This window comes from Paenibacillus sp. FSL H8-0122, from assembly GCF_038005345.1.
Lineage (GTDB): Bacteria > Bacillota > Bacilli > Paenibacillales > Paenibacillaceae > Paenibacillus_AQ.
This window is the reverse complement of the sequence record NZ_JBBOTB010000001.1, coordinates 3,741,214-3,767,511: the sequence shown is the minus strand read 5'-3', so window position 1 is coordinate 3,767,511 and position 26,298 is coordinate 3,741,214. Positions and strand designations below refer to the sequence as shown.

At 53.8% G+C, this 26,298-nt stretch carries 15 protein-coding genes; 7 read left to right on the top strand and 8 right to left on the bottom strand.

Annotation, left to right across the window (positions count from 1 at the left end):
- Positions 1-26 precede the first annotated feature (26 nt).
- Positions 27-1,634: a response regulator transcription factor gene (locus tag NSS64_RS16530; RefSeq protein WP_340941698.1), complete on the bottom strand. Its 1,608-nt coding sequence runs from the start codon at positions 1,632-1,634 to the stop codon at positions 27-29.
- Positions 1,624-3,423 carry a sensor histidine kinase gene (locus NSS64_RS16525; protein WP_341140829.1) on the bottom strand — a complete coding sequence of 600 codons (1,800 nt, stop codon included), beginning with the start codon at positions 3,421-3,423 and terminating at the stop codon, positions 1,624-1,626. Before NSS64_RS16525 ends, NSS64_RS16530 begins: the two co-directional genes overlap by 11 nt.
- Positions 3,424-3,673: 250 nt before the next feature.
- On the opposite strand from NSS64_RS16525, the gene NSS64_RS16520 reads away from it, so the two are divergent.
- Genes NSS64_RS16520 through uidA form a run of 4 tightly spaced genes read left to right on the top strand, consistent with a single transcriptional unit; the run spans position 3,674 to position 8,625 of the window.
- Positions 3,674-4,558: a carbohydrate ABC transporter permease gene (locus tag NSS64_RS16520; protein ID WP_445667841.1), complete on the top strand. Its 885-nt coding sequence runs from the start codon at positions 3,674-3,676 to the stop codon at positions 4,556-4,558.
- Positions 4,559-4,569: 11 nt separating this feature from the next.
- Positions 4,570-5,400, top strand: coding sequence for a carbohydrate ABC transporter permease (locus tag NSS64_RS16515; protein WP_209875756.1), 831 nt, complete (start codon positions 4,570-4,572; stop codon positions 5,398-5,400).
- 27 nt (positions 5,401-5,427) lie between these two features.
- Positions 5,428-6,777, top strand: a complete 1,350-nt coding sequence (locus tag NSS64_RS16510; protein WP_341140827.1) for an ABC transporter substrate-binding protein — start codon at positions 5,428-5,430, stop codon at positions 6,775-6,777.
- Between the two features lie 36 nt (positions 6,778-6,813).
- Complete coding sequence (gene uidA, locus NSS64_RS16505) at positions 6,814-8,625, top strand: beta-glucuronidase (protein ID WP_341140826.1); 1,812 nt, start codon at positions 6,814-6,816, stop codon at positions 8,623-8,625.
- 93 nt (positions 8,626-8,718) lie between these two features.
- On the opposite strand, the gene NSS64_RS16500 is transcribed toward uidA, so the two are convergent.
- A complete protein-coding gene (locus tag NSS64_RS16500) occupies positions 8,719-9,561 on the bottom strand; it encodes an AraC family transcriptional regulator (RefSeq protein ID WP_341140825.1) in 843 nt (280 codons plus the stop codon).
- Between the two features lie 149 nt (positions 9,562-9,710).
- Between NSS64_RS16500 and NSS64_RS16495 the strand changes: the two genes are divergently transcribed.
- A complete protein-coding gene (locus NSS64_RS16495) occupies positions 9,711-11,687 on the top strand; it encodes a hypothetical protein (RefSeq protein ID WP_341140824.1) in 1,977 nt (658 codons plus the stop codon).
- Positions 11,688-12,106: 419 nt separating this feature from the next.
- Here NSS64_RS16495 and NSS64_RS16490 read toward each other — a convergent pair whose 3' ends face one another.
- Both NSS64_RS16490 and NSS64_RS16485 read right to left on the bottom strand, forming a co-directional pair.
- Positions 12,107-12,607 (bottom strand): GNAT family N-acetyltransferase, encoded by a 501-nt coding sequence (locus NSS64_RS16490; RefSeq protein WP_341140823.1) that lies wholly within the window; start codon positions 12,605-12,607, stop codon positions 12,107-12,109.
- 113 nt (positions 12,608-12,720) lie between these two features.
- Positions 12,721-13,578: an AraC family transcriptional regulator gene (locus tag NSS64_RS16485; protein WP_341140822.1), complete on the bottom strand. Its 858-nt coding sequence runs from the start codon at positions 13,576-13,578 to the stop codon at positions 12,721-12,723.
- Positions 13,579-13,831: 253 nt separating this feature from the next.
- Here NSS64_RS16485 and NSS64_RS16480 point away from each other — a divergent pair, with 253 nt between their 5' ends.
- Positions 13,832-15,508, top strand: a complete 1,677-nt coding sequence (locus NSS64_RS16480) for a carbohydrate-binding protein (RefSeq protein ID WP_341140821.1) — start codon at positions 13,832-13,834, stop codon at positions 15,506-15,508.
- A 238-nt stretch (positions 15,509-15,746) separates the two neighbouring features.
- The gene (locus tag NSS64_RS16475) at positions 15,747-21,551 is read left to right on the top strand and encodes an S-layer homology domain-containing protein (RefSeq protein WP_341140820.1); all 5,805 of its coding nucleotides are present in this window, start codon (positions 15,747-15,749) and stop codon (positions 21,549-21,551) included.
- A 360-nt stretch (positions 21,552-21,911) separates the two neighbouring features.
- On the opposite strand, the gene NSS64_RS16470 is transcribed toward NSS64_RS16475, so the two are convergent.
- The 3 genes from NSS64_RS16470 to NSS64_RS16460 are packed head-to-tail and all read right to left on the bottom strand — an operon-like array spanning position 21,912 to position 26,274.
- Complete coding sequence (locus tag NSS64_RS16470; protein WP_341140819.1) at positions 21,912-22,874, bottom strand: sugar ABC transporter substrate-binding protein; 963 nt, start codon at positions 22,872-22,874, stop codon at positions 21,912-21,914.
- Positions 22,871-24,469: a response regulator transcription factor gene (locus NSS64_RS16465; RefSeq protein ID WP_341140818.1), complete on the bottom strand. Its 1,599-nt coding sequence runs from the start codon at positions 24,467-24,469 to the stop codon at positions 22,871-22,873. The genes NSS64_RS16470 and NSS64_RS16465 overlap by 4 nt, the downstream gene beginning before the upstream one ends.
- 2 nt (positions 24,470-24,471) lie before the next feature.
- Positions 24,472-26,274, bottom strand: coding sequence for a cache domain-containing sensor histidine kinase (locus NSS64_RS16460; protein ID WP_341140817.1), 1,803 nt, complete (start codon positions 26,272-26,274; stop codon positions 24,472-24,474).
- Between the last annotated feature and the right edge of the window lie 24 nt (positions 26,275-26,298).

Genomic DNA, 26,298 nt, shown 5'->3' with positions numbered 1-26,298 from the left:
CGCGCGATAATCCCGGCTGTTCCCGCCTACAGCGACTTGCGGAATTCCGCCGGAGTCATGCCGGAGAAGTTACGGAACAGCTTGATGAAGTAGCTGACGTTGTCATAACCCAGCTGCTCCGCGATTTCCACGATGGTCAGATTCGTCTGATTCAGGAGATCGCGGGCCTGTTCCATTTTCACTCTGGTCACGTACTCGATGAAGGTCAGCCCGGTCTCCAGGCGGAATAACCGGCTGAAATGGGTGGGGTTCAGACCCAGACGCTTCGCCATCTCCTCCATTCCGACCTTCTCGCCTATATGATTCATCACATACCGTTTGGCTTCGGCTATTTCTTTGCGGACATTCTGCTTCCACATGGAGCTTAGCATGAGTATTTTATCCTTCAGGAATTCCTCCAGCCATTCCATAAGCTGCTCCAGCGTTTCGAATTCCTGGATTGAGCGCTGGAGCCGCTCACTGTTGAAGTTGCTGACGAAGTTCTGCATGACGACATATTTCAATTCCAGCTCCATCACCATCTTGAGCAGCCAGCTCTTCACACTCTCCACCGGATACTTCTGGTCCCCGATATACTGCTTGATCTCCCTGACCTTGGCCGCAAGCTGCGGGCTGTCCTCCTGCTGAATGCAGTCCCTTAGCTGCTGAAGGATCTCCGAATAATGCACGAACAGGTCCTCGCCGCTGGTCTGGACAGGTGCATACTTCATAACCGCTCCCTCGGCAGTATAGAAGCGCAGGGCCTGGGAATCCAGCAGCGCCTGAATCTGCTTCTTGATATCGATCAGACTTGGAGTAGCCTCCCCGTAAAAAAAGGAAATTCCCATCCGCAGATGCAGCTTCGCCATTCTCTGGACATGCCGGAAGTTATCACGGAACTCCTCATAAAGATTGCGGACGAGGATATGCGGCAAAGGAATGAACAGGATGAACTGCCGTTCCGTCAGCGCGAACTGGATAATGCCGTCAATCTCCAGAAATTCCTGCAGCACATTATCCATCACGAACTGCAGGTTCACGACTCCGCCGAACCGCCTCTCCAGCTCATAGGAGCGCTCCGGGACCGCCAGTACAGGCAGATACGGGGTGCCTTTGTGCAGGCTGATGCCCATCGCTTCGGCTTGTCCGAACCACTCGGCTTCATCCCAGACCGGCTGCTCCACGAACATGCGGATGAATCTGGTCCGGATGGCGGCATGGTTCTGGCTGACCAGCTTCTCCATCTGGAGATAGTGGTTACGGGATTTCAATTTCACCTCCAGCCGGGCCACCGCTTCCGTCAATACGGCAATCACCTGATCGATCTGCAGACTCTCCTTCAATATATATTCGGCCACATTAAGTTTTACAGCCTTCTGGGCATATTCGAATTCCCCGTGGCAGGACAGGATAATCGTCTGAAGCTGAGGGTTCATCTCCCGCGCCTTCTGGATTAGCTCCAGTCCATTCATCGCCGGCATGCCGATATCCGTAAGCAGAATATCCGGCTGATGCAGCTGGCAGGCTTCCCAGGCCTGTCTGCCGTCCGAGCAGCAAGCCGATAGTTCAAGGCCGAGGGTGTCCCAGGGAATCGAAGTGCTTAAATACTCCAGCACCGGATAATGATCGTCTGCCAGTACTACTTTATAGGTCATGATTATCTGCTCCTATCCGCTTCACGGGCATGATTAACTGTACGGTGGTGCGCCCCCCGTGAATGCTCTCAATGTTCATCTCGAAGCGCTCCCCGTAGATTAGCTTGAGCCGCTGGTAGACGTTGATTAATCCGATGCCGTGAGCGGACTCTGCCACTGGCGTCCCGTCAGCACTCAGGGCGCCGATCTCCGCATCCTTCTGCCTGATGTGCTGAAGCAGGGCTGCGAGCGTATGCTCCTCCATTCCCGTGCCGTTATCCTCGATGGTAATGGTTAGCCTGGACTGAACCAGTCCGATGGTGATGACCACCCGCCCTCCGCCCTGCAAGAACCCGTGCTTGTAAGCATTCTCAATAATAGGCTGCAGGATGAACCTCGGCACCGTCTCCAGCAGCAGCTCTTTGTCCACATGCACTGCATATTCCGTAGGATATCTCATCGTGAACCGCATTAACTCCATATACTGCTTCGTGAAATCAAGCTCGCTGGCAATGGAGACGAATTCCTCCCGGCTGGAGAAGCTGGCCCGCAGCATAGCGGAGAGGGAGCCGACAATCGCAGCATTCTCCTCATCCTGCTTCATCAGCAGCTTCAGCCGGATCGAACTTAGTACATTGAATAGAAAATGAGGGTTAATCTGGGCCTGCAGCATCGCAATCTCCGCCTGGCGCTTGAGTTCCTGCTCCGTCTCCACCTGCCTGAGCATCAGCTGTACCCGGTCCAGCATGTTATCGAAGGAGTGCCCCAGGCTGCCGATCTCATCGGCTCCCCGGATGCCCGAGCGGACCATGAGATCCCCGTCTTCCACCCGGCGGGCCGCCTTGCCCAGAACAAGCACAGGCTTGGTGAATCTCCTCAGCAGAACCGTCAGCGCGAACAAGAAGCTGACCGCAAATATCGTCTGAATGATCAGGCCGGTCCGGTTAATCCCGTTCAACCTTTCTGTTAGCTGCTCATAGGGAGCGACACTGATGAGTCTCCATCTGGCAAACTTCAGCGGCAGCGAGAGGAGGAGCTGATTCTCCCCCTTGAACTTGACGATGTCAGGGAAGACCAGCTCATCTACAGGCAGCAGATGGTCAAAGCTTGTGCCTATCAGCTCCTGGTTCCGGTTCGACAGAATGTTCTCCTCTTCATCCAGCAGATACACATCCTCTTCCAGTGAAGCAAACCGTTCACGGATCGAAGCCTCGCTGCGGCTGACAATCAGGTAAGCGTAGGGAGCGGCAGTCGTTTCTTCTCTTAAGGCTCGCGCTGTCATGAAGATATACGGCTGCTCAGCCTGCAGGGAGGTCAGGTAATTGTCTTCTGCTCCCATAAATAAGGTGTCATACGGCGGGAGCTGTTCCAGAGTAGAGAACCAGCCCCGCTTCAGAAATTGCCGGGGATCATAATCATAGAAGGAATAATCGGAATAGGCATGTCCTTCCTTATCCAGCAGAGTGATCCTCAGATCGATGGTGTCTCCGGCCACCTGCTCCAGGCGGCTGGTCAGGGTCCGCGCAGCTACGGGATTGGTCTTGGCATCCTCCAGCAGGGTCTTGATCTCCGGGTCGAAGTGAACGAAGTTCGACACCGACACCATCTCCTCGAAGATCACATCTATCTGGGACTGGACAATTCTCAGGGACTGCGTGGCCTTCTCCAGGGAATGTTCCCGGATAATCAGCTTGGAATAGACGTTGGTAATATAGAGCATCCCCAGTGCCGGAATGACCAGGCAGGCGATGGAGGTAAGGATTAGCTTTTGCCGGAAGGAGAGCTGACTGAGCCTGTGCTTTTCTTTCATTAATATCCCTCCAGTAGTAGACCTTCACAGACTTATGGTACTTGATTCTGCGGTTCGGCTCATCCAATAAATTTTTCAATTTAGAAAAAATAATGCTATACAAAGTTTTCACCACAGATAAATTCGTTGCATGTGCAATAAAAGTTGTCCTTCTATAATGAAGCTACAAACATAAAAAGAGGTGGATACAGTGGACGTTATTACTGAAGAGGGGACGGCACAACGGTCCGGCAGCCCCGGGATAAGCAAGATGCGCAAGCAATCCTTATACGACAATATTGCAGGGTATTTATTCATTGCCCCCATGCTCATTCTGACCGTAACGCTGGTAATTATTCCGATTCTCCTATCCGGTGTGATCAGCTTCTCGAACTGGAACTTTGTATCCGGGCTGGACGGATTTCAATTTATCGGTCTGGATAACTACACCCGGCTGGTACAGGACGAGTCCTTTCACCGCTCGCTCTACAACAACCTGATCATGATTGCCGTTGTTCCGGTAGCGATGTTCCTGGCGCTGGTGCTGGCGGTGCTGATCAACAAGGCAACGTATTTCAAAACCTTTTTCAAAGTGATCTACTTCATGCCCTTCATCTCGAGCTTCGTGGCCATCGCCCTGCTCTGGAGAGTGCTCTATCACCCGAACAACGGTCCGATCAACGGCTTCCTCAGATCTATAGGGATCGAGCATCCGCCCATGTGGCTGGCTGATCCCAAGTTCGCCCTGATCTCGGTCATGATTATTATGGTGTGGACTTCACTGGGCTTCAACATGGTCATCTATCTGGCGGGCCTGCAGAATATCTCACGGGATTTGTATGAAGCCGCCGATGTGGACGGGGCCTCACCGCTCAGACAATTCTTCAGAATTACACTGCCGATGCTGTCGCCTACGTCCTTCTTCCTGCTGATCACAGGAGTTGTCGGGTCCTTCAAGGTCTTCGATCTCATTATGGTGTTAACCGGCGGCGGCCCGGCAGGCTCAACCTCAGTCATTGTCTACTATCTGTATGAGGTGGCGTTCGTCAATCTGGAGTCGGGCTATGCTTCGGCGATGGGCATTATTCTGCTGATCCTCATCCTGCTGGTGACCTTGTTTCAATGGGTCGGACAAAAGAAATGGGTCAACTACTAGGAGGTATACACATGCGATCGATCAAGCTTAACCGTGTTATTGTTACCGTTTTCATGGGGGTTGCGGGCATTCTGTTCATCATGCCGTTCTTATGGATGCTCTCCGCCTCCTTCAAGCCCGAGCTGGATGTGATGAAATATCCGATAGAATGGATTCCGTCGAAATGGAATGCGGTGGAGAACTACAAGCAGGTATGGGCGGGAGCCGTGCCGTTCACACTCTATTACTGGAACACGACGAAGGTTACCCTGATGTCTACAGCGCTGTCGCTGATTATCTCCGCTATGGCGGCTTACGGCTTCTCCAAAATCATTTTCAAAGGGCGGGACATCCTCTTCCTGGTTGTCCTGGCCACCTTCATGATTCCGACGCAGGCCATTCTGGTTCCGCAGTTCATTATGTACCGCTGGCTTGGATTGTTCGACAGCCATTTCGGGCTGGTGCTGCTTGCCGCCTCCGGCGTGCTGGGAACCTTCCTGCTGAGACAGTTCTTCCTGGGAATCCATGATGAAATTATTGAATCGGCGCGGATTGATGCAGCGGGCCATTGGACGATCTTCATGCGGATTGCCATGCCACTGGTGCAGCCAGCCCTTGCTACCTATATGATTCTCCGCTTTATCTGGACCTGGAATGATTACCAGAATCCGCTGATCTTCCTTCGTTCCGATTCATTGTTTACCCTGCAGCTGGGCATCCGGAAATTCGCTGATTTCAGCGGCGAGTTCTACTCCTTAATGATGGCAGGTGCCGTATCAGCCATTCTGCCATTGTTAATTATTTTCATGATCGGCCAGAAGCAGGTGATTGAGGGAGTTGCGATGGGCAGTGTCAAAGGCTAGACTAATTACATTACAGGGGGCCAAATCATGTCAAAAGTAAAACGCAATCTATTCATCGCTGTACCGCTGTTATCCCTGCTGGTATCCGGTTGCGGAGGGGCCGGCAATGCAGAGAAGGAGCCGGCGGCAACGGGTGCCGGAACAGATGCAGAACAAGCGGTAACCATTAAGCTGAGCAACTGGTACGCCAAAAAAATGGACAACTGGGATATCGTCATTGCCGAGTTCGAGAAGCAGCATCCGAACATTAAGGTGGAATTTGCCTCTGCGGAGGACAACAACTCCAACGAGTATTATAAGAAGCTGGACCTTGCGGTGGCCGGCGGCGATGATCTGGATATCCTCATGTTCAGTAACATGACCTTCCTGTCCCAGCGTGCAGGGCTCGGTATGATCCAGCCGCTGGATGATTATCTGGCGAAGGACGGCATCAATTTCAAGGATGAATATACAGCCGATACCAGCATTGACGGCAAGGTCTATGGACTGCCCGGCAAGTCCTCCCAGGGTCTGGTGATTATTAACGAGGATCATCTGAAGGAGGCGGGACTTGAGCTGCCTAAGGACTGGACCTGGGATCAGTACATGGATTACGCCAAGGCGATGTCGAAAAAGAATGGCGATAAGACCCGGTACGGCACCTACTTCCACAGCTGGATTCAATATGGATATGTGGCGCAGAACTTCGGCCAGCCGGTGAATGCCAATCTGACTACCGATGACGGCAAGACCGCCAATATCGACAATCCGTTCATGCGCAAGTCGCTTGAGCTGCGGCTTCGGGGAGAATCAGAAGGCTCCGCAACCCCGTATTCCGAGGTGGTCAGCCAGAAGCTGAACTACAGACCGCAATATTTCAACCAGGACACCAGTATGCTTGTTACGGGGACCTTCCTGATCCCGGAGACTGGCGGAACGGATACCATTCCAGCTACCTTCAAGACCGTGTTCGCTCCGCTGCCTAAGATGAAAGCGGAAGATCCGATGTCATCGAACGTGAGCGGGGATGTCCTGAGCATCTACAGCAAGTCCAAGCATAAAGACGAAGCCTACACCTTCATCCGCTGGTTCTCCACCGAAGGGATTGTACTGCAAGGCAAGAATATCCCGTCCTGGAAAAAAGCTGATCTGAATGATGTGGTGGACCGGATTATCGCAGGCAGCAAGACCCCGGAAATGATCGACAAAGCTTCCCTGCTCTATGTTCTGGAGAATACTAAATCTACTACTGCAGCTACAGCAGTACCTTATCACGCTGAGCTGGAGAAGGTGCTGCTGGAGGAGTTCGACAAAATGATGCTGTCCGGTCAAAGTATTGATGATACGATTCTGCATGCACAAACCAAGATTCAGAAGATTATTGATTCCAAATCCTAAGAAGCAGATATCACAGATTAGATAGGAGTGCTGCCCGTGCTGTATCCAATAATGACGGAAACCCGCAGTCTGTACGATCTGGGCGGGGTATGGAATTTCAAGCTGGACGATGGCTCCGGCTGGGACGAGAGCTGGCAGGCATCGAAGCTCACAGATACGATCCCTATGGCGGTGCCCTCGGCTTACAATGATCTTGGCGTAAGCCCGGAGATTCGTAATCATGTCGGTTGGGTCTGGTACGAGCGGGAGCTGACGCTCCCGGCGAACATCCTGAATGAACGGCTGGTGCTGCGCTTCGGCTCGGCTACCCATAAGGCGAAGGTATTTATCAATGGAAGCTTGGTAATGGAGCATGCCGGCGGCTTCCTTCCCTTCGAGGGCGTGATTAACGGCTATATCCGCCCTGGAACGAACCGGTTGACGGTGGCTGTTCATAATGTCGTGGATTACACGACACTGCCTGTAGGCCTGTACACAGAGACTGAAGGCCCGGACGGGAAGACCAAGGTGAAGAATCAGCCGAATTTCGATTTCTTCAACTTTGCCGGATTGCAGCGGCCGGTGCGGATCTATTCCACGCCGCAGACCTTCGTTCAGGACGTTACTGTAGTGACCGATTACAAGGAGGAGCAGGGGAAGGAGAGGCAGGGGATAGTCCGCTATAGCGTGGACATTAGCGGAGAAGCTGAGGTCCGGGTCACGCTACTGGATGAAGAGGGGAAGGCGGTCTGTTCAGGTTCAGGGCGGTCCGGCACTCTGGATATTCCCGGCGTGATCCTATGGCAGCCGTTGAATGCCTATCTGTACACCCTGAAGATTGAGCTTCTGCAAGCGGAGCAGTTGGTTGATGTCTATGAGCTGCCGTTCGGTGTGCGGACGGTAGAGGTGAAGGACGGGCAGTTCCTGATCAATGGCGAGCCGTTCTACTTCAAGGGGTACGGCAGACATGAGGATACTCCGTTCCATGGACGGGGACTGGATGAAGCCGCGAACATTATGGATTTCAATCTGATGAAATGGTCCGGGGCCAACTCCTTCCGCACGGCGCATTATCCGTATGCCGAGGAAGTGATGCGTCTGGCCGACCGTGAAGGCTTCGTCGTGATTAATGAGACTCCGGCGGTAGGCTTGGATCTTAATTTCCTGGTGATGTTCTCAGGAGGTTCGAAGAAGGATACCTGGGCAGAGGTCCAGACCTTCGGGCATCACCGGCAGGTGATCCGGGAGCTGATTAACCGGGATAAGAACCATGCCTGTGTAGTGATGTGGAATGTGGCTAATGAACCAGCCTCTTATGAGGATGGGGCTTATGAATATTTCAAGCCGCTGATTGAGCAGTTGCGGGAAGAAGACCCGCAGCATCGTCCGGTTACGCTGGTGACGCATATTGAGGCATCCCCGGCGAACGACAGAATCTCTGAGCTGATTGATGTGCTTGCCTTCAACCGGTATTACGGCTGGTACGTGGACGGGGGAGATCTGGAGTCGGCGAAGAACAAGCTGCGGCTGGAGCTGGAAGCTTGGAGCCAGCGGTGCCCGGGCAAGCCGATGATGATGACCGAATATGGAACCGATACCGTAGCCGGACTGCATGATGTGGAGCCAATTATGTTCACGGAAGAGTACCAGGTGGCGTTCTACCGGGCGAACCATGAAGTCTTCGACGAGTTCCAGGAGTTTGTGGGCGAGCAGGTATGGAATTTCGCCGACTTTGCTACCAGCCAGGGCATCATCCGCGTGCAGGGGAACAAGAAGGGCATCTTCACCCGTGACCGCAAGCCCAAGGCGGCAGCCCACGAGCTGCGCCGGAGATGGACGGCTATACCGGATTTTGGGTATAAGAAGTAGATTGAGTTTAAGTTGCAGCGTAAGTTTGCAAGCCTGCGAACCTGCAAGCCTCCCGTTACGGGAGGCTTGTTTTTTTGCCGCACTCCGAACTGTTTATTCCTGCTTGGCGTACCTTCCAGGGGATACTCCGGCCACCTTGGTGAAGCTGCGGATGAAATTGGCGTAATCGCTGAAGCCGGATTGATAACAGGCCTCGGTAAGGCTAAGCCCGTCGCGGAGGTAAGCCTTGGCCAACGAAATCCTGCGGTCCAGTATGTAGGAACGTAACGTCAGGCCTGTATGCTGTTTGAACTGACGGCTAATATAGGTGCTGTTCAAATGAAAGGTGCTACTAAGCTGCTCAAGCGTGAGGGTCTGGCCCAGATGGGCATCAATATACTCCATGGTCCTGCGGACCAGCTCCGGCATGATATCTGCAGGAACGATGCTTGTTCTATGAAACACGGTGTTGGTCAGCACCAATAATTGAGCAAGCATGCTGTTGGCGAGGATATCTGCTCCATACGCATCCGATGAGAGGGCCTTCTCCAAATCACCGGTCAACCGTAGCACCTGTTGAAGCTCGGCTTCCTCCAGATGCACAATGTTGCCCTTACCCTTCGGACGGTAGTCGAAGCACCAGGATAGCGGGGTAGCCGGAGTAGACAGGCGGTGCAGATAGGATTTTTGGAGATTGATCGTGATCCGTTCGTATTCTGATTCATCCTGGCTGAAGGAACGGTGCATCTCTTCCGGATTCATCACAAGCAGATCACCCCGTTCCATATGGTAACAGCTGTTCTCAATATAGAAGTTGACATTGCCGCGCAGGAACAAGTATAACTCATACGCTTCATGGCGGTGATAGAAGGTCCCCATATTATAGGTAGTCGTCCTGTGCAGGTAGAGGAAATCTTTATGGATAGGATCATACCGCAGCTCAAAAGGGTCGTTCATCGGTAACCTCCAGGTCAGTTGGCGCAATACATCGCGCGGAATTCGCAAGGATTCTTATCTGGAACTACTTTAAAATGTCATTATCCTAGCATGCAGGAATATGATTTGCAACCATTTTATCGTATTACAACAGACTGGAGGACAGGATGATGGAACTGATCATAACGGCAAGAAGCAAGCTTCAGGAAGATCCTGAATATACCGGATTGAACGGACATGGATTACAAGCATCCGTCGAGATAACAGGCGGAGCAGGCAGTGCCGTGCAGCCTTATCAGGCATCTGTAACGATCACGAATCTGAACAGCACGCCGTGGTCGGGTGTCATTCATGTAGAGCTGCCGTTTACGAAGACAGCCCCGCGCTTTTTTCTTCCTGCCTTTATGTATGGACGCAACCGCGGAGAGGCACCGCAGAATGTTCCGAATGAGTTCCCGCGGCTTAGAGACGGCCAGCCCTCGCGTCCTTCTTCTCCCTGGTGGATGGTCCGAAGCGACCGGCTGTCGCATCCGGCGGCGCTTGTATATGACACTGGCAAAGTGTACGGTTTATGCGCCAGCCCTTATTTTATATACAGAGAGGGAGAGAAGATCCAGTGGAAGCCCGGGCATGAAGGGGAGTTCTACCAGTATGGCGGCTTCACCTGCTCACTTGCCAAGGGAACGGTCGGCTATACGCTGGGGTATGAGAATGCTCCGCTTCTGTTCATCAAATCCCGTCTTGTCAAGGAACGGGCACCTCTGGAGGAGAACTGCTTTGAACTGGCGGCCTCAGAGTCAGTAGCGTTCATGCTGGATCTGTATGACTACAAGGCTGAGTCTGAGCTGGGCATTAATACTGCGCTGGAAGACATCTATTTCCGCTATCATCAGCCACCGAGATCTGGAAGTGATATGCGGACCGCTGCGGCCGATCTGTCGAAGGCGATCTATCAATACGCGTGGCTGCCTGAGGACCGGAGCTACACCACCTTCGTCTATGAGGACAAGGAGACGGGCGGGTACCGGTATAATAAAATCATCTCGACCAGCTGGACAGACGGTCTGACTGTAGCCACTCCTATGCTGATGGCTGCGCTGCGGCTGGAGGATGAGCCGATGCGCGGGCAGGCACTCTCCTGCATTGAGAATATCATCGGGAACTCCATGAACCCGGCTTCCGGTCTTCCCTACGAGGCCTATCAGGATGGGAAATGGAGTATTAACGGCTGGTGGTTCGACGGAATGCGTACTCCGGGACATTCCGCCTATCTGTGCGGACAGGCCTTATTCTATATTATGAAGGCCTATGAATACGAGAAACGGCTCAAGCATGTCGTTCACGAGGAGTGGGTGGACTTCGTGCGGAAGATTCTCCCTGTACTGGAACGAAGCCGGAATTCGGACGATGAATACCCGACGATTCTCTCCGAGCGAACCGGTGCCGGGCTTGAATACGATTCCTTCAGCGGAACCTGGATCATGGCTGCAATCGCCTACTACAGCTGGCTAACAGGAAACCGGTCGCATCTGGACAGCCTGAAGCGCAGCGAGCGGCATTATTATGAGACCTATGTGAGACGGATGGAATGTTATGGGGCGCCGCTTGATGCGGATAAGGCGGTGGATTCTGAAGGGATTCTGGCGTACATCCGGGCGGTCAGATATCTGCATGCCCTTACAGGAGATGAGCTGTATCTGGATCATATGCGGGATGCGCTTGCTTACGAGTTCACCTTCAAATTCGTCTATAATTCACCGGTTAAAGTGCCGCCGCTCAGCACGGTGGGCTGGTCCAGCTCGGGGGGGAGCGTGACCTCAGTCGCCAATCCGCATATCCATCCCATGTCGAGCAGCGTGGTAGATGAGCTGTACTATTATGTGAAGCGGCGTGAAGATCCGTATGTGAAGCAGCGGATGCTGGATACCGTCGGCTGGGGCTGTCAGACCTACAACCGGTATGACCGGGAATTCGATCACGGCTTGACGGGCTGGATGTCCGAGCGCTTCTGTCATTCCGAAGGGCTGGTAACAGAGACCTACAGTGACGGCTCACCGGCCAGCACCTGGTTCTGTCTGATGCCCTGGGCCAGCGGCAGTATTATTGAAGGTCTAGTTGGCGATTACTGGGAGGCGGACAGCGAGTAAAGCTGTTCATTCTCAATGTTGATATTCTGTCAAAAATATGGGGCTGTCCCAAAAGTGACAGCCCCTTTTATTGTGGGAACGAAAAACAGCATATATTTTGCTGATGCGCAGGCATGAGGCCTGAATGTATGCGAAAAACAGCATACATTTGCTGATGCGCAGGCGTGAGGCCTGAATGTATGCGAAAAACAGCATATATTTTGCTGATGCGCAGGCATGAGGCCTGAATGTATGCGAAAAACAGCATACATTTGCTGATACGCAGGCATGAGGCCTGAATGTATGCGAAAAACAGCATATATTTTGCTGATACGCAGGTAATGTCGGAGTGTCCCCTCCCCCAGGTGCTCATGCTGAATCTACTCCAGCAGAAAGAGCTATCCCAAGCAGCCGTTTCATGGCTTCTGGGACAGCTCCGATTAAGCTACCGTAAATTTCATACCGACTGTCTGCAATACTTTTCCTTGAACTTCAGTGACCCCGTCTTCTGCGGAGACCGGAATTTCCAGTGCTGCTATAAGCTTTGTCCAGAACTTAACCGCTTTTACATTCGATTTGAACATCCCCACCTCGTAGCGGCCCGAGTGCAGTTTTAAGATTTGCATGACAGCATCTTTGGCTATATTCGTGCCTCTGTATTTGGGCAATACAAACAGCTCCTGCACTGAATAGTCCACTTCCTGTGCAACATAAGGAGGAGAGGTAACCAGAATAAACCCAACGATTTTGCCATTAAACGTGATGAAGTAAGGATGCAACCGTTCATCCCTATAATATGGCGAGATGTCTTCCATTTCGTAGATGCCTTTTGTTCCAACATCCTCCTGTGAGTAAGCAGAAAGCTCGTAGAGATAATAATTAAATAAGTTCTCAAATTGTTCCTTGTTTGTATCTGTTATTGGTTGAATTGTCGCCTTCATCTTAACCCCCATAATATTATTCTCTTAACCTACTGTATCAGCACATTACGCCGAACGTAAGGGAAAAGACCGCTATAATGAACCTTACCTTTTTCAAAAGAATGCCCGGGCACTTACGGCAGCATCCCTGCCCGGTATCTGCCCGGAGATACTCCGGCTACCTTGGTGAAGCTGCGGATGAAGTTGGCGTAATCGCTGAAGCCGGACAGCTCGCAGGCGGCCGCGACGCTCTTGCCGGCGGCAAGGTGGCTCATGGCCAAGGAGATGCGCTTATTGACAATATAAGAGCGGATGGTAAGTCCCGTATGCTCTTTGAATTGCTGGCTTATATATTTGCCGCTGTAATGAAATTCCTGCTCCAGCTGAGCGGAGTAGATCGGTTCGAGCAGGTGCTCCTCGATGTAGGCCATCGTCATCCGGACCAGCTCCGGCATGAGATTGTGCGGCAGGGCGGAGGAGGATTGCTGCAGGGTATTAATGAATACAAGCAGCCGGGTGGAATAGCAATCGGCCAGCAGGTCCTGTCCGTAATCCTGCGAGTGGAGGCTATGAATCAATTGGTCCGCCAGCCGGGAGTAGAAGGCGCACTGTTCACGGGAGAGCCGGATCAGTGTGTTCAGCCCGGAGGGTGAGGATTGGAAGCAGGCCAGCAGATTCGTCCGGCTGCTGGACAGCCGCTGAAGGGCGGACCTTCTCAGATTCAGCCCGATCCGTTCATACGGCTGGTTGTCGGCACAGACGCACCGGTGCATCTCACCGGGCCGGATCAGGAGCAGATCGCCGGGGGCCAGCTGGTAACAGGCCTGCTCCACATACATATAGGCATTGCCTCTCAGAAACAGGTAGATTTCGTAAGCATCATGCCGGTGGTAGGGCTGAGCCGGGTTGAGCTGCTCCGTGGTGGTTGACTTGTGGAAGCAGATCATTTCTTCCGGGATCGGGGTGAACACATACTGGACATCCTGTTCCATGGCATACATTCCTTCAAATGGAAATATAGGGATTATCGGTATCCGCGCAATATATTCTCTCTGATGTGCAACGACTAGACTAGCAGATATTTACTATAATACAGGAAAAGGAAGCGCTTGCAAGTGCTGCAAGAATCATGGACAAGCCTGTATGGCGTTCATCTGCCGCTTCTAGCAGACAGGAGGTGTGGCGGGAGAAGATCCGGCAGAACTGATAGGTTAAGAATATTTCATATGAAGAGGAGCTGAAGCAATGAAATCAAAGTTCAAAAAATCACTGTTGACCCTATTGGCTAGTGTGACCATGCTGTCTGCAATGGTGATTCCCCCGCCGCCCAAAGTAAATGCGGCCAGCGATGTGACCGTCAATCTGTCCGACCAGAAGCAGGTAATTCGCGGGTTCGGGGGTATTAACCATCCGGTCTGGATCGGGGATCTGACAGCCGCGCAGCGGGAGACCGCCTTCGGCAACGGGGCGAACCAGCTTGGATTCTCGATTCTGAGAATCTCAGTAGACGAAAACCCGAACAACTGGTATAGGGAGCTGGATACGGCCAAGGCGGCCATTGCCAAGGGAGCAATCGTCTTTGCTTCGCCGTGGAATCCGCCGAGCAGTATGACAGAGACCTTCAACCGCAACGGGAATCCTTCAGCCAAGCGTCTGAGATACGACAAGTACGGCGCATATGCCCAGCATCTGAATGATTTCGTGACGTACATGAAGAATAACGGGGTTGACCTGTATGCGATTTCGGTGCAGAATGAGCCGGACTATGCCGAGACCTGGACCTGGTGGACGCCGGCCGAAATGCTGAACTTCATGAAGAATTATGCCGGTGCGATCAACTGCCGTGTCATTGCGCCGGAGTCCTTTCAATATCTGAAGAATATGTCTGACCCGATTCTGAATGATTCCCAGGCGCTGGCCAATATGGACATTCTGGGGGCGCACTTGTATGGAACTCAGGTGAACAACTTTGCCTATCCGCTCTTCAAGCAGAAGGGTGCAGGCAAAGATCTGTGGATGACCGAGGTCTACTATCCTAACAGCAATAACAACTCGGCCAACCTGTGGCCGGAAGCGCTGGAAGTGGCATACCATATGCATAATGCGCTGGTTGAAGGGGATTTCCAGGCCTATGTATGGTGGTATATCCGCCGTCAATACAGCCCGATGAATGAGGACGGCACGATCAGCAAGCGCGGGGACAGCATGGCCCAATTCTCCAAGTTCGTCCGTCCGGGTTATGTGAGAGTGGATGCCACGAAGAATCCTAATACCAATGTCTATGTCTCGGCCTACAAGGGAGATAACAAGGCGGTTATTGTCGCTATTAACAAAAGCACATCGACCGTAAGCCAGAAGTTTGTCCTGCAGAACGGGACGGCCTCCAGTGCTTCGACATGGATCACGGACGCGAGCCGGAAGGTTGCTGGGGGAGCATCCATCAATGTATCGAACGGTTCCTTTACAGCCCAGCTTCCGGCGCTAAGTGTAACGACCTTTGTAGCGGAACTTGGAAGCGGGGGCGGTACCGGCTCGGGAACGACTTATGAGGCTGAGACTGGCACCACACTGACGAATGCGGCCGCAGAGACAGTCAATGCCGGTTATACGGGCAGCGGCTACGTCAATTTTAATGCGGCAACGGATGCTGCGATCCAGTGGAACAGTGTGTACTGTGCGGTGGCCGGAACCAAGAATCTGAAATTCCGCTATGCCCTGGAGAGCGGCACAAGAAATCTGGATGTGTATGTGAACGGCAGCAAGGTTATCAGCAATGCCGCATTTACCGCAACGGGTGCCTGGTCCTCCTGGGGGGAGAAGACGGTTCAGGTCCCTATGAATGTCGGCAATAATACGGTAAAAGTGGTGACTACCGGTACGGAAGGCCCGAATGTGGACAGCATTACTGTGACCGCCCAGTAGGCTCTGGAGCCTCATCGGTTCAATAGGCTGAAATTTAATCCCGGCATGTAAATGCAGCTTGTATAGTGCGTTTACGGGCCGGGATTTTTGGCATTCCGCGACATCGTTTAAATTTGAAAGAGAATAGTGTTATTTTAAAATGAATCGTGCATCCTTCTGCTACAAATGTCCAAGTTCAATTGTTAAGATATTACCAGGTAAAAACATGTAAGCGCATACAAGAGGAGGAATCTCTAGGATGAGTAAAAAGATCAGGAGAAAGGCACTCTCGGTTTCAATGGCTGGCGTGCTGCTGCTGTCCGTCATTACCCCTATGCCATTCTCTAACCCGCTTCAAGCTGCTCCGGCTGCTGCCGTTCAGGCCGCAGTTGCCCCGGCACAGGTAACCGCGGACTGGTACAAGACTTACCAGACGATGGATGGTGTTGGCGCCGCTTATGCTTACACGGATTCCATCCATATGCTGCAGCTGGCGTCGGCCGGACATCAAGACACTGTCAGGCATCTGCTGGATCTGACCTTCAGTGAACAGGCAGGAACAGGCCACGATATTGTCCGGGTGATCATCGGCGACAACGGCGGCCTGACGACTTCCGGGGCTACGGCGGCCAGCCCGGGCTTCAACCCGCTCACCAGTCTCCTGGCCGATGTGAATAATCCCGGCTTCGATATTGAAGGCAATGCTATTCCCCTGCGTGGAACGGGCGGGCAATATGGATACAAAATAGAAGCGGAGAACCGCTATTACGATGGCAATACCGACAGTATCTGGCCTGTTGAACCGGAACACGCTCCAGGTACGCTGGTGCCTGTGCAGGATTTCGTATGGGATTATCCTTCCTGGGATCAGCCGGCCGCGAATGACGATGGAGGCCCGACCAATCTCCTGAGCGCACCGGGGGATCATCCTGTGGTAATCAAGAACTCCCCGCGTACCCGCAAAGAGCTGTTCGATGTGGATCAGGTCTGGACAATGCGCCAGGCGATGCAATACGGCGTCAAGCAGTTCTACGCCTGTACATGGACTGTGCCTTACTGGATGAGCCAGTCTTCGACAGGCTCCCCGAATAAGATTGTCCGCAGCGATACAGCCACGATTAATGGAAAAGCGGTGAAAATCTATTATCAGGCCTATGCCGATTATCTCGTGAATTATATCCGCGGAATGTGGGAGCAATACGGAATTCCGATTACCCACATCAATCCCTTTAATGAGGTTGATCTCGCGGGCGGGTCAGCCGCGTACGTTACCGAGCTGATTAACGGTTATATCGGTCCTGCCTTGAAGAAGTCCATGCAGCCGGGCGGCGACCTCTACGATATCAAGAATCCGGACGGCAAGCTCATTGACTTCATTCCCCAGCTTGCTGCCGTGGACGGCACCAATCTGAACGCTTCCTTAAGCAGAGGCGGCGAAGTGTTCAGTCAGACCGACCCTGACAATGCACTGGACAAAAATCCTTACCTCGACGTATTTACCACCCATCTGTATGGAACGGTCGGGATCGGCACGGATGAGAACAAGCTCTACCATACCGGTGACTTCTCCCAGAGTCCGCTGGATTACTCCAAGGATGGAAGTAAGTATCCCGAGTACCTGACCAAATACAAGCTCTGGCAGGCCGAGTTCATGAATCAGGATACCGGTGACGGATCGGCCGGTGCCTACACCCAGCGTTACGGCAACCAGAATATCAATGACGCTGTACGCTGGTCCAATCTGCTGACCAATATGTTCAGCAGCAACCCCGGATTTAACGGCTTCGTCTGGTGGAGCATGTGGGACAGCAACGGTGCGGACGGCTCCGACCTGATCCGCTTCGTGACGACCAACTCCCAGCAGGAGCCGGGACGGATCAGCACGCTGACGGGGGAATACCGGCTGTTCAAGCGCTTCTACGGCTATGGGCATTTCTCCCGGTTCATGAATCCCGGAGATGTACGGTTTGATGTGACACGGGTACCTGCGGCCGATATCAACGTGGTCGCCTTCAAGAACCCGGATACCAATGATTTCTCGATGACAGTATCGAATGCCAAGAATGATGACAGCGTTCAGCCGCTTGAATTCAATCTGAAGGACTTCCCGGCGGGCACGACAAGCGTAACCGTGTTCCGGACTTCAGGCAGCGAGAATCAGAAGAAGCTGGCCACGATTCCGGTAACGGGCGGCAAGTTCGTTGTTGACATCCCGTCTGCCAGCATCGTCACTATTGTTCCGTCCCAAGGCAAATTTGCCTCGTACCAGGGACTAGACGGCGAGCGCGATATTTTCTCAACGCTGGAAGCAGAGGGGAATGACAACAGCGTGCCCGGCGATAGTGCAGGTAATGCGGGCCGTGCGAATGAGGCAGTGACACTGGGTGCAGGCGGTTATCTCGCCTATAGAAATCTGAACTTTGCAGATGGCTCCGCGAACGGCGGCGTTGTACGCAGACACTTGCTGTACCTGACCGCCCAGAGTAAGTCGGCTCAAGGAGGTAAGCTGGCCGCCTATGTGCTTCCGGTGGGAACCGCTGTCGGCAATAGCGCCGATATCCTGTCCCAAGGCACGCGCGTAGCAGAAATTCCGGTACCAGCCAATGAGGTATACGGTAAATTCCAGGACATGGTCGATACAGGCGATCTTAGTGCTTACGGCCATAAGGATCTGTATATTGTGGCCGAACCGAACGGGACTGCGGGTACCCTCACCGTTGACCGCTTCCTGTTCGGAGCAGGCGATGCCGACTGGAGTACTGCGGCTAATAACTCTACAGTATCCATACCAGGCAATCTGCTGCTCAACGGGGATTTTGATACGGCGACCGCTTCCAATACAGACAACTGGTCTGCCGGACGTTACAACAAGGGAACCTTTGAGCCTGCTGCCGCAGGACCTGTGTTAACGGCGGATACCATACAGAGCTATTCGGGTCTGTCACGTTACCTGAAGAACAGCACCACCTCGAAGGTTGCCGGTTCCGGCAAGCTTGCTGGCCGCATCGAAGCTGCGCAGCAGTATGACGGAATGTGGCAGGATGTTACCGGTAAGCTGAACAAGGGAGAGAGCTATAACTTCAAGGGCTACTTCCTCTCGATGATGAGCCGTCCGGAGAGCTATGATGTGGCTGCGGAGCATCCGGGTGATGTCGAAGCGGCGCTGGTGTATTACGACGGGAACGGGAATCAGCTCGGCATGACTCCGATCAATGGCCGCGATATGCCTGAACCGTACGCAGCCCGTGAAGCCGGTGATCCTGCATACTGGGCGGGCGGCAAATTCATCGGACGCATTCTTGAGGGCGGGCCGCTCAGCTTAAGCTCCTTCCAGCCTGTGGATGTGAAGGTGGCGGACTGGCATGAGACGCCTAATGCTCCGTTTACCTATGATGAGCCGGCAGGTACGGCCAAGGTGGTGCTGGCGGTGTATGCAAAGGATGCCAACATCCTCTACGCCGATCAGCTATCACTGACGCCGGAGGCTGTGACTTCGCGCAATATTTTCGTGGATGGCGTTCAGCCGTCTAACTTCGATGCCGCGAAGTATGAATACAAGTACACGGTTACCGGGAACACCGTGCCGAAGGTAACGGCATCAACCAATGACCCGTCTGAAATCGTAAGCATCTCTCAGGCGGACAGTGCGCAAGGCACGGCAGTAGTCCGGTTCGTCAAAGGAGAACAGATCAAGACTTATAAAATTTTCTTCAGTACCAACGAGGTGGTTGATTTCTCAAATGGCCTTCCAGCGGGCTGGGAAGTCATCAATCCGGCTGATCCGCAGACTGCCCTTGGCTATAGCGCGGAGGGCGCGGCCATTCAGACCTTGAAGGGCGACACGGAATATCCGGGCAGCCATAATATGCTGCAGATGCCGGGTTCGGCTGAAGGTAACTGGACACTTACAGCGAAGCTTACGGTAGACAAACCGCTTAATGATTCGTCGGTGGGTGAGAATTCCCAAGCAGGACTTGGCATCAGCCGGACTACAAACGGTGAATTTTACCGGATCAATGCCAGAAAGGTAAGCGCCAATATCAAAGTGAATAATTCGGGGTTAATAGGCAATCAGCCCTTCACGAACAATACGAATCAGACGAATCTGAGCGGCACGAACTATTATTTGCGGATTGTAAAAGAGGGCAATGTGGTTCAAGGGTATTTCTCCACGAACAGCGGTTCTTCCTGGACGGCGATGGGCAATCCGTCAACGTATACCCCGGACTTCTTCAAGGATGCCAAGGTGCAGTTGTACGGAACCAATACGAGCGTTGTAACGGACTTCAAAGTCACTTTCTCTGGGGTCACACTGGTGAAGACCCTGGGCGAGACGGGACAAATCTGGCCTGAGGGAAGCAAGCTTGAAGCTACCGGTGTTACGCGCAACGGGGTTACCTTATCGTGGCCGGCGGCAATGGATAATCTGGGTGTTACCGGCTATCGCATCTACAACGGGATCGATGCCGAGCCGCTGCTTGTAACCGGCATTGAGCCGGTGGAGACCGGAGCCGGAGCCGTATACCGTTATGAGGTATCCGGGCTGCTGCCGAACACGCAGTATACCTTCAAGGTGGAGGCAAGAGATGCTGCGGGGAATTGGAGTAAGGACGGACCGAGCGCCATGGTGACCACTCTGCCGGGTGAAGACATCACACCGCCGGTCTGGGCGGAAGGCAGTACACTTGCCGCTTCCAGTATCACAAGTAGCGGGCTGACGCTGACCTGGTCGGCTTCGGCCACAGATGACAGCGGCATCTACGGTTACCGGATTATGAACGGAACCGGAGACCAGCCGATTACGGTTACAGATGCTGTGTACACGGAGACCGTAACCGGTGCTGTATATAGTTATCAGGTAACGGGATTACAGCCGGGTAAGCAGTATACGTTCAAAGTGGAGGCAGGCGATATGGGCGGCAATTGGAGCGAGGGTGGGCCTTCGGTGTCAGCAACCACGCTGCCTGCTACCGACACCACACCTCCGGTCTGGACGGAGGGCAGCAAGCTTGAAGCTTCACGGATCACGGCATCCGGCCTGACATTAACCTGGACGCGGGCTGAGGATGATACGGGAGTGACAAGCTACAGAATCTATAAGGGATCGGAGGAGATAGCGGCGTTACCTGGTACGGTGCTGCAGTATGAGGTAGCCGGACTTGCTGCGGAAAAAGAGTATCATTTCTCGGTGCAGGCCGGGGATGAGGCAGGGAACTGGAGCACGAATGGTCCCGCCCTCTCTGTAACTACGCTAAAAGACAGCAGCGGTCCGTCTGAGCCGACGCCAACACCAACAACACGACCAACACCAACACCAACACCAACACCAACACCGACACCAACACCAACACCAACACCAACACCAACACCGACACCGACGCCAATATCGACACCAGCGCCGACATCTGCGCCAGGTTCTATCCCGTCATCTGCACCAACGCCTACCCCTGTGCCTGGAGCAGTAGTGTCGCCATCGCCGTCACCAGCTGTAACTTCGGCACCTTCACCGGTGCCTGCCAGCCTATTCCAGGATGTGCAGGCCAAGTATAGCTGGGCTTCTGAGGCGATTGACACGCTATACGGGCTGGGTATAATCACAGGAACCTCTGATACGACCTTTAATCCAGGAGAAAACATCACGAGAGCGGATTTTGTGCTGATGCTGGTGCGGGCACTGGGACTTGAAGCAGAGGCAGATTCCAGCTTCACAGATGTCAGTCAGGGTGCCTACTATTATGAAGCATTGGGCATCGCCAAGAAGCTGGGAATCATCCAGGGAGTAGACGGAAGCAGGTTCAATCCGAAGGGAGAAATCACCAGACAGGATATGATGGTCATCGCTGCCAGAGCACTTATGGCGGTGAATAAATTGACGGTTAGCGGCAGTGCGGGAGACTTAAACGGCTATACGGACAGCAGTAAGATAGCGAAGTATGCCGTAGATAGTGTAGCCGCTCTGGTCAGAGACGGCATCGTGCGGGGAGACGGCATATCCATTCATCCCGCCGCAGCCACCACACGGGCGGAAGCCGCCGTCATGATTTTCCGTATGCTGAAGAAGTAATGAAGTAACACCCCGCAGGTAAAACCATAGAATCACATCAAATAACCCTCACGGCCGCGAGCGTCCACCCATCGGAAGATGGGCCGGATTTCGCTGGCCGGAGGGGATTTTTGAGTAATATAAACTCCCGCGTACCAAGCGCAATCCCTCGCCGTACCTACCACCGAACAAACCAGCATACTAATAATCCGGGTGATCCCGGAAACAAGAAGCTACCAGGACCGGAATTGTTGGATAAAGTACACTTGCTGATGAGCGAATGGACACTACTGGAGCAGCAGTTGAAAAAAAATCCCTAGGATATCAGCGAATTAAGATACGTTTTTCCAAGTGTTTGCGGCTTGAAGGTGTGCGTGGAAGCTACTCCCCAATAACCGCAATATCCGTGTTGATCCATTTGGCTGTGTCTACGCTCTTGGCCAGTAGAAGCAGCGTGTTGATGATATCCTCACCCCAGTTCTGCTCGTTCTGTGAGATCACCCGGGTAATCTGGCCGTTATCCAGCGCCTGCTGCAGGGCAGGGGTCAGGCCGAGGGCGAGGTTATAACGCTTCAGCCCCTTGGCCTTCCAGACCAGGACAGAGCTGGTGCTGGAGACGAAATCCAGATTAACCAGCGCGCTGAAATGGGGATGATCCGAGATCATCTGCTCCAGCTGCCCGGCAGCCCGCTCCTCACTGCCGTCGTTATGACGGATCTCCAGTACATCGATGTCTGTATGCTGAGTCAGGTAAGCTTCAAATCCCAGCAGACGTTCCTGGGTGCTCTGCATCCGGGACATCCCGGACTCCACCAGAATCATTCCTTTGCCGCTTAGCAGACGTTCCACCGTCTGTCCCATCACTGCGCCGGTTGCCCGGTTATCCGCCCCGATATAGGCTGCTCTCCGGCTGGCAGGCGAATCCGATTCGAAGCAGACCACGGGAATCCCTTGGGCGGCCGCTTTGTTAATCATGGCGGTGAGCGCCTGCGAATCCACCGGAGCAATCGCAATGCCGTCTACCCCCCGTTTAATCATCATCTCCATGATGCGGATCTGCTGCTCCAGATTGGCTTCATCGGGAGCTTGCACCAGCAGCTCCACATTATGCTTCCGGGCTACCGCTTCCGCTTTGCCGGTGATCATCTCGTAAGTGGCATTCACCATAGGGTAGATGATGCCGAAGGTCAGCCGAGGTTCTTCGCTCGTGCTTGCCGGGGAATCTCCAACGCCCATCTGATGAGTATCCGCTGCTCCGGCAGCCTTAAGGCAGCCGCCAAGCAGGAAGCCTGCCGTCAGCAGCAGGAGAACCACGGACCAGCCCCGCAGCCTATTTACGTTCACGCATTTCCCGCCCCTCTGCGGATCGTCTGCAGCTGCTCCTCGGGTTTTCCCTGCTTGCGGAATTCCATGGGCGTCATCCCCGTTACTTTTTTAAACAGGTTGGAGAAATAATGCTGATCGTTGTAGCCGACCAGATAGGCGATTTCAAAGGTTTTGTGCCCCGTGGATTTCAGCAGCTCCTTGGCCCGGTCCATACGTGTAGCCGTCAGGAATTCCGTGATGGTCTGTCCGGTCGCCTGACTGAAGGTCTTGCTCAGATGGCTGGGACTGACCCTGACCACTTTGGAGATGTCATTCAGGGAGAGCTGCTCCTTGTCGTATTGCTCCCGGATATACTGCTTCACCCGGTCGATCAGCTCACGGTGCTTGTCTGCTCCTTCGGACCGCCATTCCCACAGCCGCTCGTACAGCTGCTTGAGATACTGAAGGCCGTCATCACTACTGGAGATTTGCTTCAGCTGTGTCTGCAATTCCTGGAGGATGCCGGCGTGGCCCGCCGCTGCGCGGAACCCGTTCTTCGCCGTCTGCACCAGCTCCAGCGTGATATCGTTCATCAGGTAACAGGCATATCCTGAGCTCCAGTTCATCTGCTCAAGCTTCTTGGACAGCTCCAGCAGGAAGCCGGGCATCTGCCTGTGGTCGCCTGACTTCAGGAACTGGACCAGCCGGCTTCTGTCGAGCAGAACCCCATGGGCGCTAGGGTCATAATACGCCTCAAGCATGGCGGCGGAATGCATTCTGGACATCTGCTTGAACATCCGGTCATTCTCAGCCTCCAGATAGGAGAGGTGAATGCCCTGAAGACGTTCGCAGACCTTGCCCCGGCTGACGGACAGCTCCAGCCCGCAGCCTTCCCTCAGCCGCTGCTTCGCAGCCGTGCACAGGTCATCCAGGGCACAGGTCATCCGGAGCGGATCACTGCCTTTATAGATCAGGACCATCTCCATGCGGCTGCGCTTATAGATGAAGCTGTCGGCCGCCTCCTTCAGCAGACCCGCTAACAGCGCCTCTGCATCCGGTGAAGCGGGGGGAAGCTCAGGGGACTCCTCCATATTCTGCGGATGCAGAGTAAATATAGCGGCGGCGTAGTAAGGAGCTGTTAACTGCAGCTCAAGCTGGGCCGCCGCTTCGTAGGCGGCAGCGGTGCTGATCAGGCCTCCGCACAGATCGGCGAACAGGTTCTCGGGGGTGTAGGCATATTTGTGCCTGATCCGTAATTCCTCATCGATCCGTGCGCTGACGCTGCGCAGAAGCTGCAGCAGGTCGGCTGCGCTGAACGGCTTCAGGCAGTAATCCTCGACCCCCAGGCGCAGCGCCTGCTGGGCATACTGGAAGTCATCATGGCCGCTGAGAATGATGATTTTGATCTGCGGGAATTTCTGTCGGACGACAGAGGTAAGCTCCAGGCCGTTCATGAACGGCATTTTGATATCGGTAATCAGAATGTCGGGCAGCTGCGCTTCAATAATAGGCAGCGCCAGCTCACCATCGGGAGCGTCACCGCAATAGAGGAAGCCCTCCTTCTCCCAATCGATGCATTCCCGGATATTCTCGCGGATCAGGATCTCGTCATCCACCAGCATAATCTTCTTCATCACTAGACCCCCCTGTTCTTGGGTATGCGAACTGTAATCTGTGTGCCATAGCCTTCCGAGCTGTCCAGACGGATACCATATTCGGGCCCAAAATACAGCCGCAGCCGCTGATGCACATTCTGCAGGCCGAAGCCGCCCTGGCCGGTGTCCTCAGGTTCCTCCGACTGAATGGGATGCTCAACCGATTCCCTTAGCGCCTCCAGCCGCCCGGCGGGGATGCCGATGCCATTGTCCGAGACCGTAAGCATAATGGTGCCGCCGTCGGTGTACCCGCCAATGCGGATTAGTCCCATGCCCCGCTTATTCTTGATTCCGTGATACAGGGCGTTCTCGACCAGCGGCTGCAGGGTCATATTCAGAATTGGATATTCCTGCAGCTCCTCGGCCACCTCCACCTTGAACTCCAGGATGTCATGGTAGCGCATCTGCTGGATGATCAGATAGCTCTGCACATGGGCAAGCTCGGAGCGGATCTGTATCCAGTCGCGCCCGTTGTTGAGGCTAAGCCGGAAGAACGCGGATAACGCCTTCACCAGCCGGATCACGCCATCGTGATTCCCCGCTTCCGCCATCCAGACAATAGAATCGAGGGTGTTATATAGAAAATGAGGGTTAATCTGCGCCTGAAGCGTCCGCAGCTCTGCCTTTTGCAGCTGCTGCTGCTTACGGATGCTCTGGGCCAGCAGCTCTTTGATCTGCCCGACCATGATGTTGAAGCTCTGTCCGAGATCGGCGATCTCATCGGTGCCGTCCGGCTTGACTTTGGCTTCCAGATAGCCACTTGCGGTCAGACGCATCTTGTGCTGGAGCAGCTGGATGGGCCGGGTTAGCCGCCGGGTCAGCAGATAATGGAGCGTGATCGCAAAAATAATGCTTAAGCCCACGCTGACAATAATAAGCTGCCTAATCCGGTTCGCCTCGGCCACAATCTCCTGCAGCGGGGCTATGCCGATAATCGTCCAGCCTGTCGCAAGCGACGAGGTATGGACGATGAACCGGGGCGGGCCGCCCGTCTGAAGCACGAAGCTGCCGCTTCGGCCCCGTTCCCCCGCAGGAATCAGGTTGTCCTGAATGACGGCCAGCTCTCCCGCCCGCACAGGAGGGACATAGAGGGGATTGTTCTGCTCGTCCAGCAGGTAGAAGAATCCGGTAGTGCCGATCGTCACCTTGTCGCAGAACTCTTTAATGAAGGAATCGCTCAGATCCACAATGATATAACCGATGACCTCATGCGTAATCCGCTGCTTGACCGCCGTCATAATCGAGATCACGCCCTCGTCCCCGTAGGTGAATCCGTCCACCCGGTCATAGCCGGTAATCAGCGGCGGGGGCACCCGGAGGATCAGCTCCGGCTGCTGGGATAACGCCTGAAAGTGCGGATTGCGCAGCGGGTTGCTGGCCGACTGGAAGATTCCCCGGCGCTCGCTGATGCCTTTGCCATACAGGTTAATCAGGCTGATGTTGAGCACATTCTCATACTTGTAGGTGTCCCGGTAGAGAGTGAAGGTCTGCAGAATGTCCTTGGCCTCCTGATAGGTCTCCGACTGCGAGAACAGAAAGTGGATGACCTGAGGATTATTGCTAAGCTCCAGCAGACGCTCGGTATCCTTGAACAGGTTGTCCATATTCGTTCCCAGCATATCGGCCTGAAGCATGCTTGAAGCCTTGCTGTGACTGGAGATGGATTGGTAGGATTTCTGGTAGGAAATGAGGCCGACGGCAATCAGCGGTATGGTGGACAGCACTATGAACAAAGCCAGCAGTTTGGCTCTAAGACTGGAGGAGATCCAGCGTGTAATCCGCATTATCGGGAATTCCCTTTCACAAGT

What these genes read in the sequence shown, in the direction of transcription:
- NSS64_RS16490 (WP_341140823.1), bottom strand. Translation starts at nt 12,607, where the DNA reads ATGAAGGCGACAATTCAACCAATAACAGATACAAACAAGGAACAATTT.
- NSS64_RS16475 (WP_341140820.1), top strand. Translation starts at nt 15,747, where the DNA reads ATGAGTAAAAAGATCAGGAGAAAGGCACTCTCGGTTTCAATGGCTGGC.
- NSS64_RS16485 (WP_341140822.1), bottom strand. Translation starts at nt 13,578, where the DNA reads ATGGAACAGGATGTCCAGTATGTGTTCACCCCGATCCCGGAAGAAATG.
- NSS64_RS16515 (WP_209875756.1), top strand. Translation starts at nt 4,570, where the DNA reads ATGCGATCGATCAAGCTTAACCGTGTTATTGTTACCGTTTTCATGGGG.
- NSS64_RS16500 (WP_341140825.1), bottom strand. Translation starts at nt 9,561, where the DNA reads ATGAACGACCCTTTTGAGCTGCGGTATGATCCTATCCATAAAGATTTC.
- NSS64_RS16495 (WP_341140824.1), top strand. Translation starts at nt 9,711, where the DNA reads ATGGAACTGATCATAACGGCAAGAAGCAAGCTTCAGGAAGATCCTGAA.
- NSS64_RS16460 (WP_341140817.1), bottom strand. Translation starts at nt 26,274, where the DNA reads ATGCGGATTACACGCTGGATCTCCTCCAGTCTTAGAGCCAAACTGCTG.
- NSS64_RS16480 (WP_341140821.1), top strand. Translation starts at nt 13,832, where the DNA reads ATGAAATCAAAGTTCAAAAAATCACTGTTGACCCTATTGGCTAGTGTG.
- NSS64_RS16530 (WP_340941698.1), bottom strand. Translation starts at nt 1,634, where the DNA reads ATGACCTATAAAGTAGTACTGGCAGACGATCATTATCCGGTGCTGGAG.
- NSS64_RS16510 (WP_341140827.1), top strand. Translation starts at nt 5,428, where the DNA reads ATGTCAAAAGTAAAACGCAATCTATTCATCGCTGTACCGCTGTTATCC.
- NSS64_RS16465 (WP_341140818.1), bottom strand. Translation starts at nt 24,469, where the DNA reads ATGAAGAAGATTATGCTGGTGGATGACGAGATCCTGATCCGCGAGAAT.
- NSS64_RS16525 (WP_341140829.1), bottom strand. Translation starts at nt 3,423, where the DNA reads ATGAAAGAAAAGCACAGGCTCAGTCAGCTCTCCTTCCGGCAAAAGCTA.
- NSS64_RS16520 (WP_445667841.1), top strand. Translation starts at nt 3,674, where the DNA reads ATGCGCAAGCAATCCTTATACGACAATATTGCAGGGTATTTATTCATT.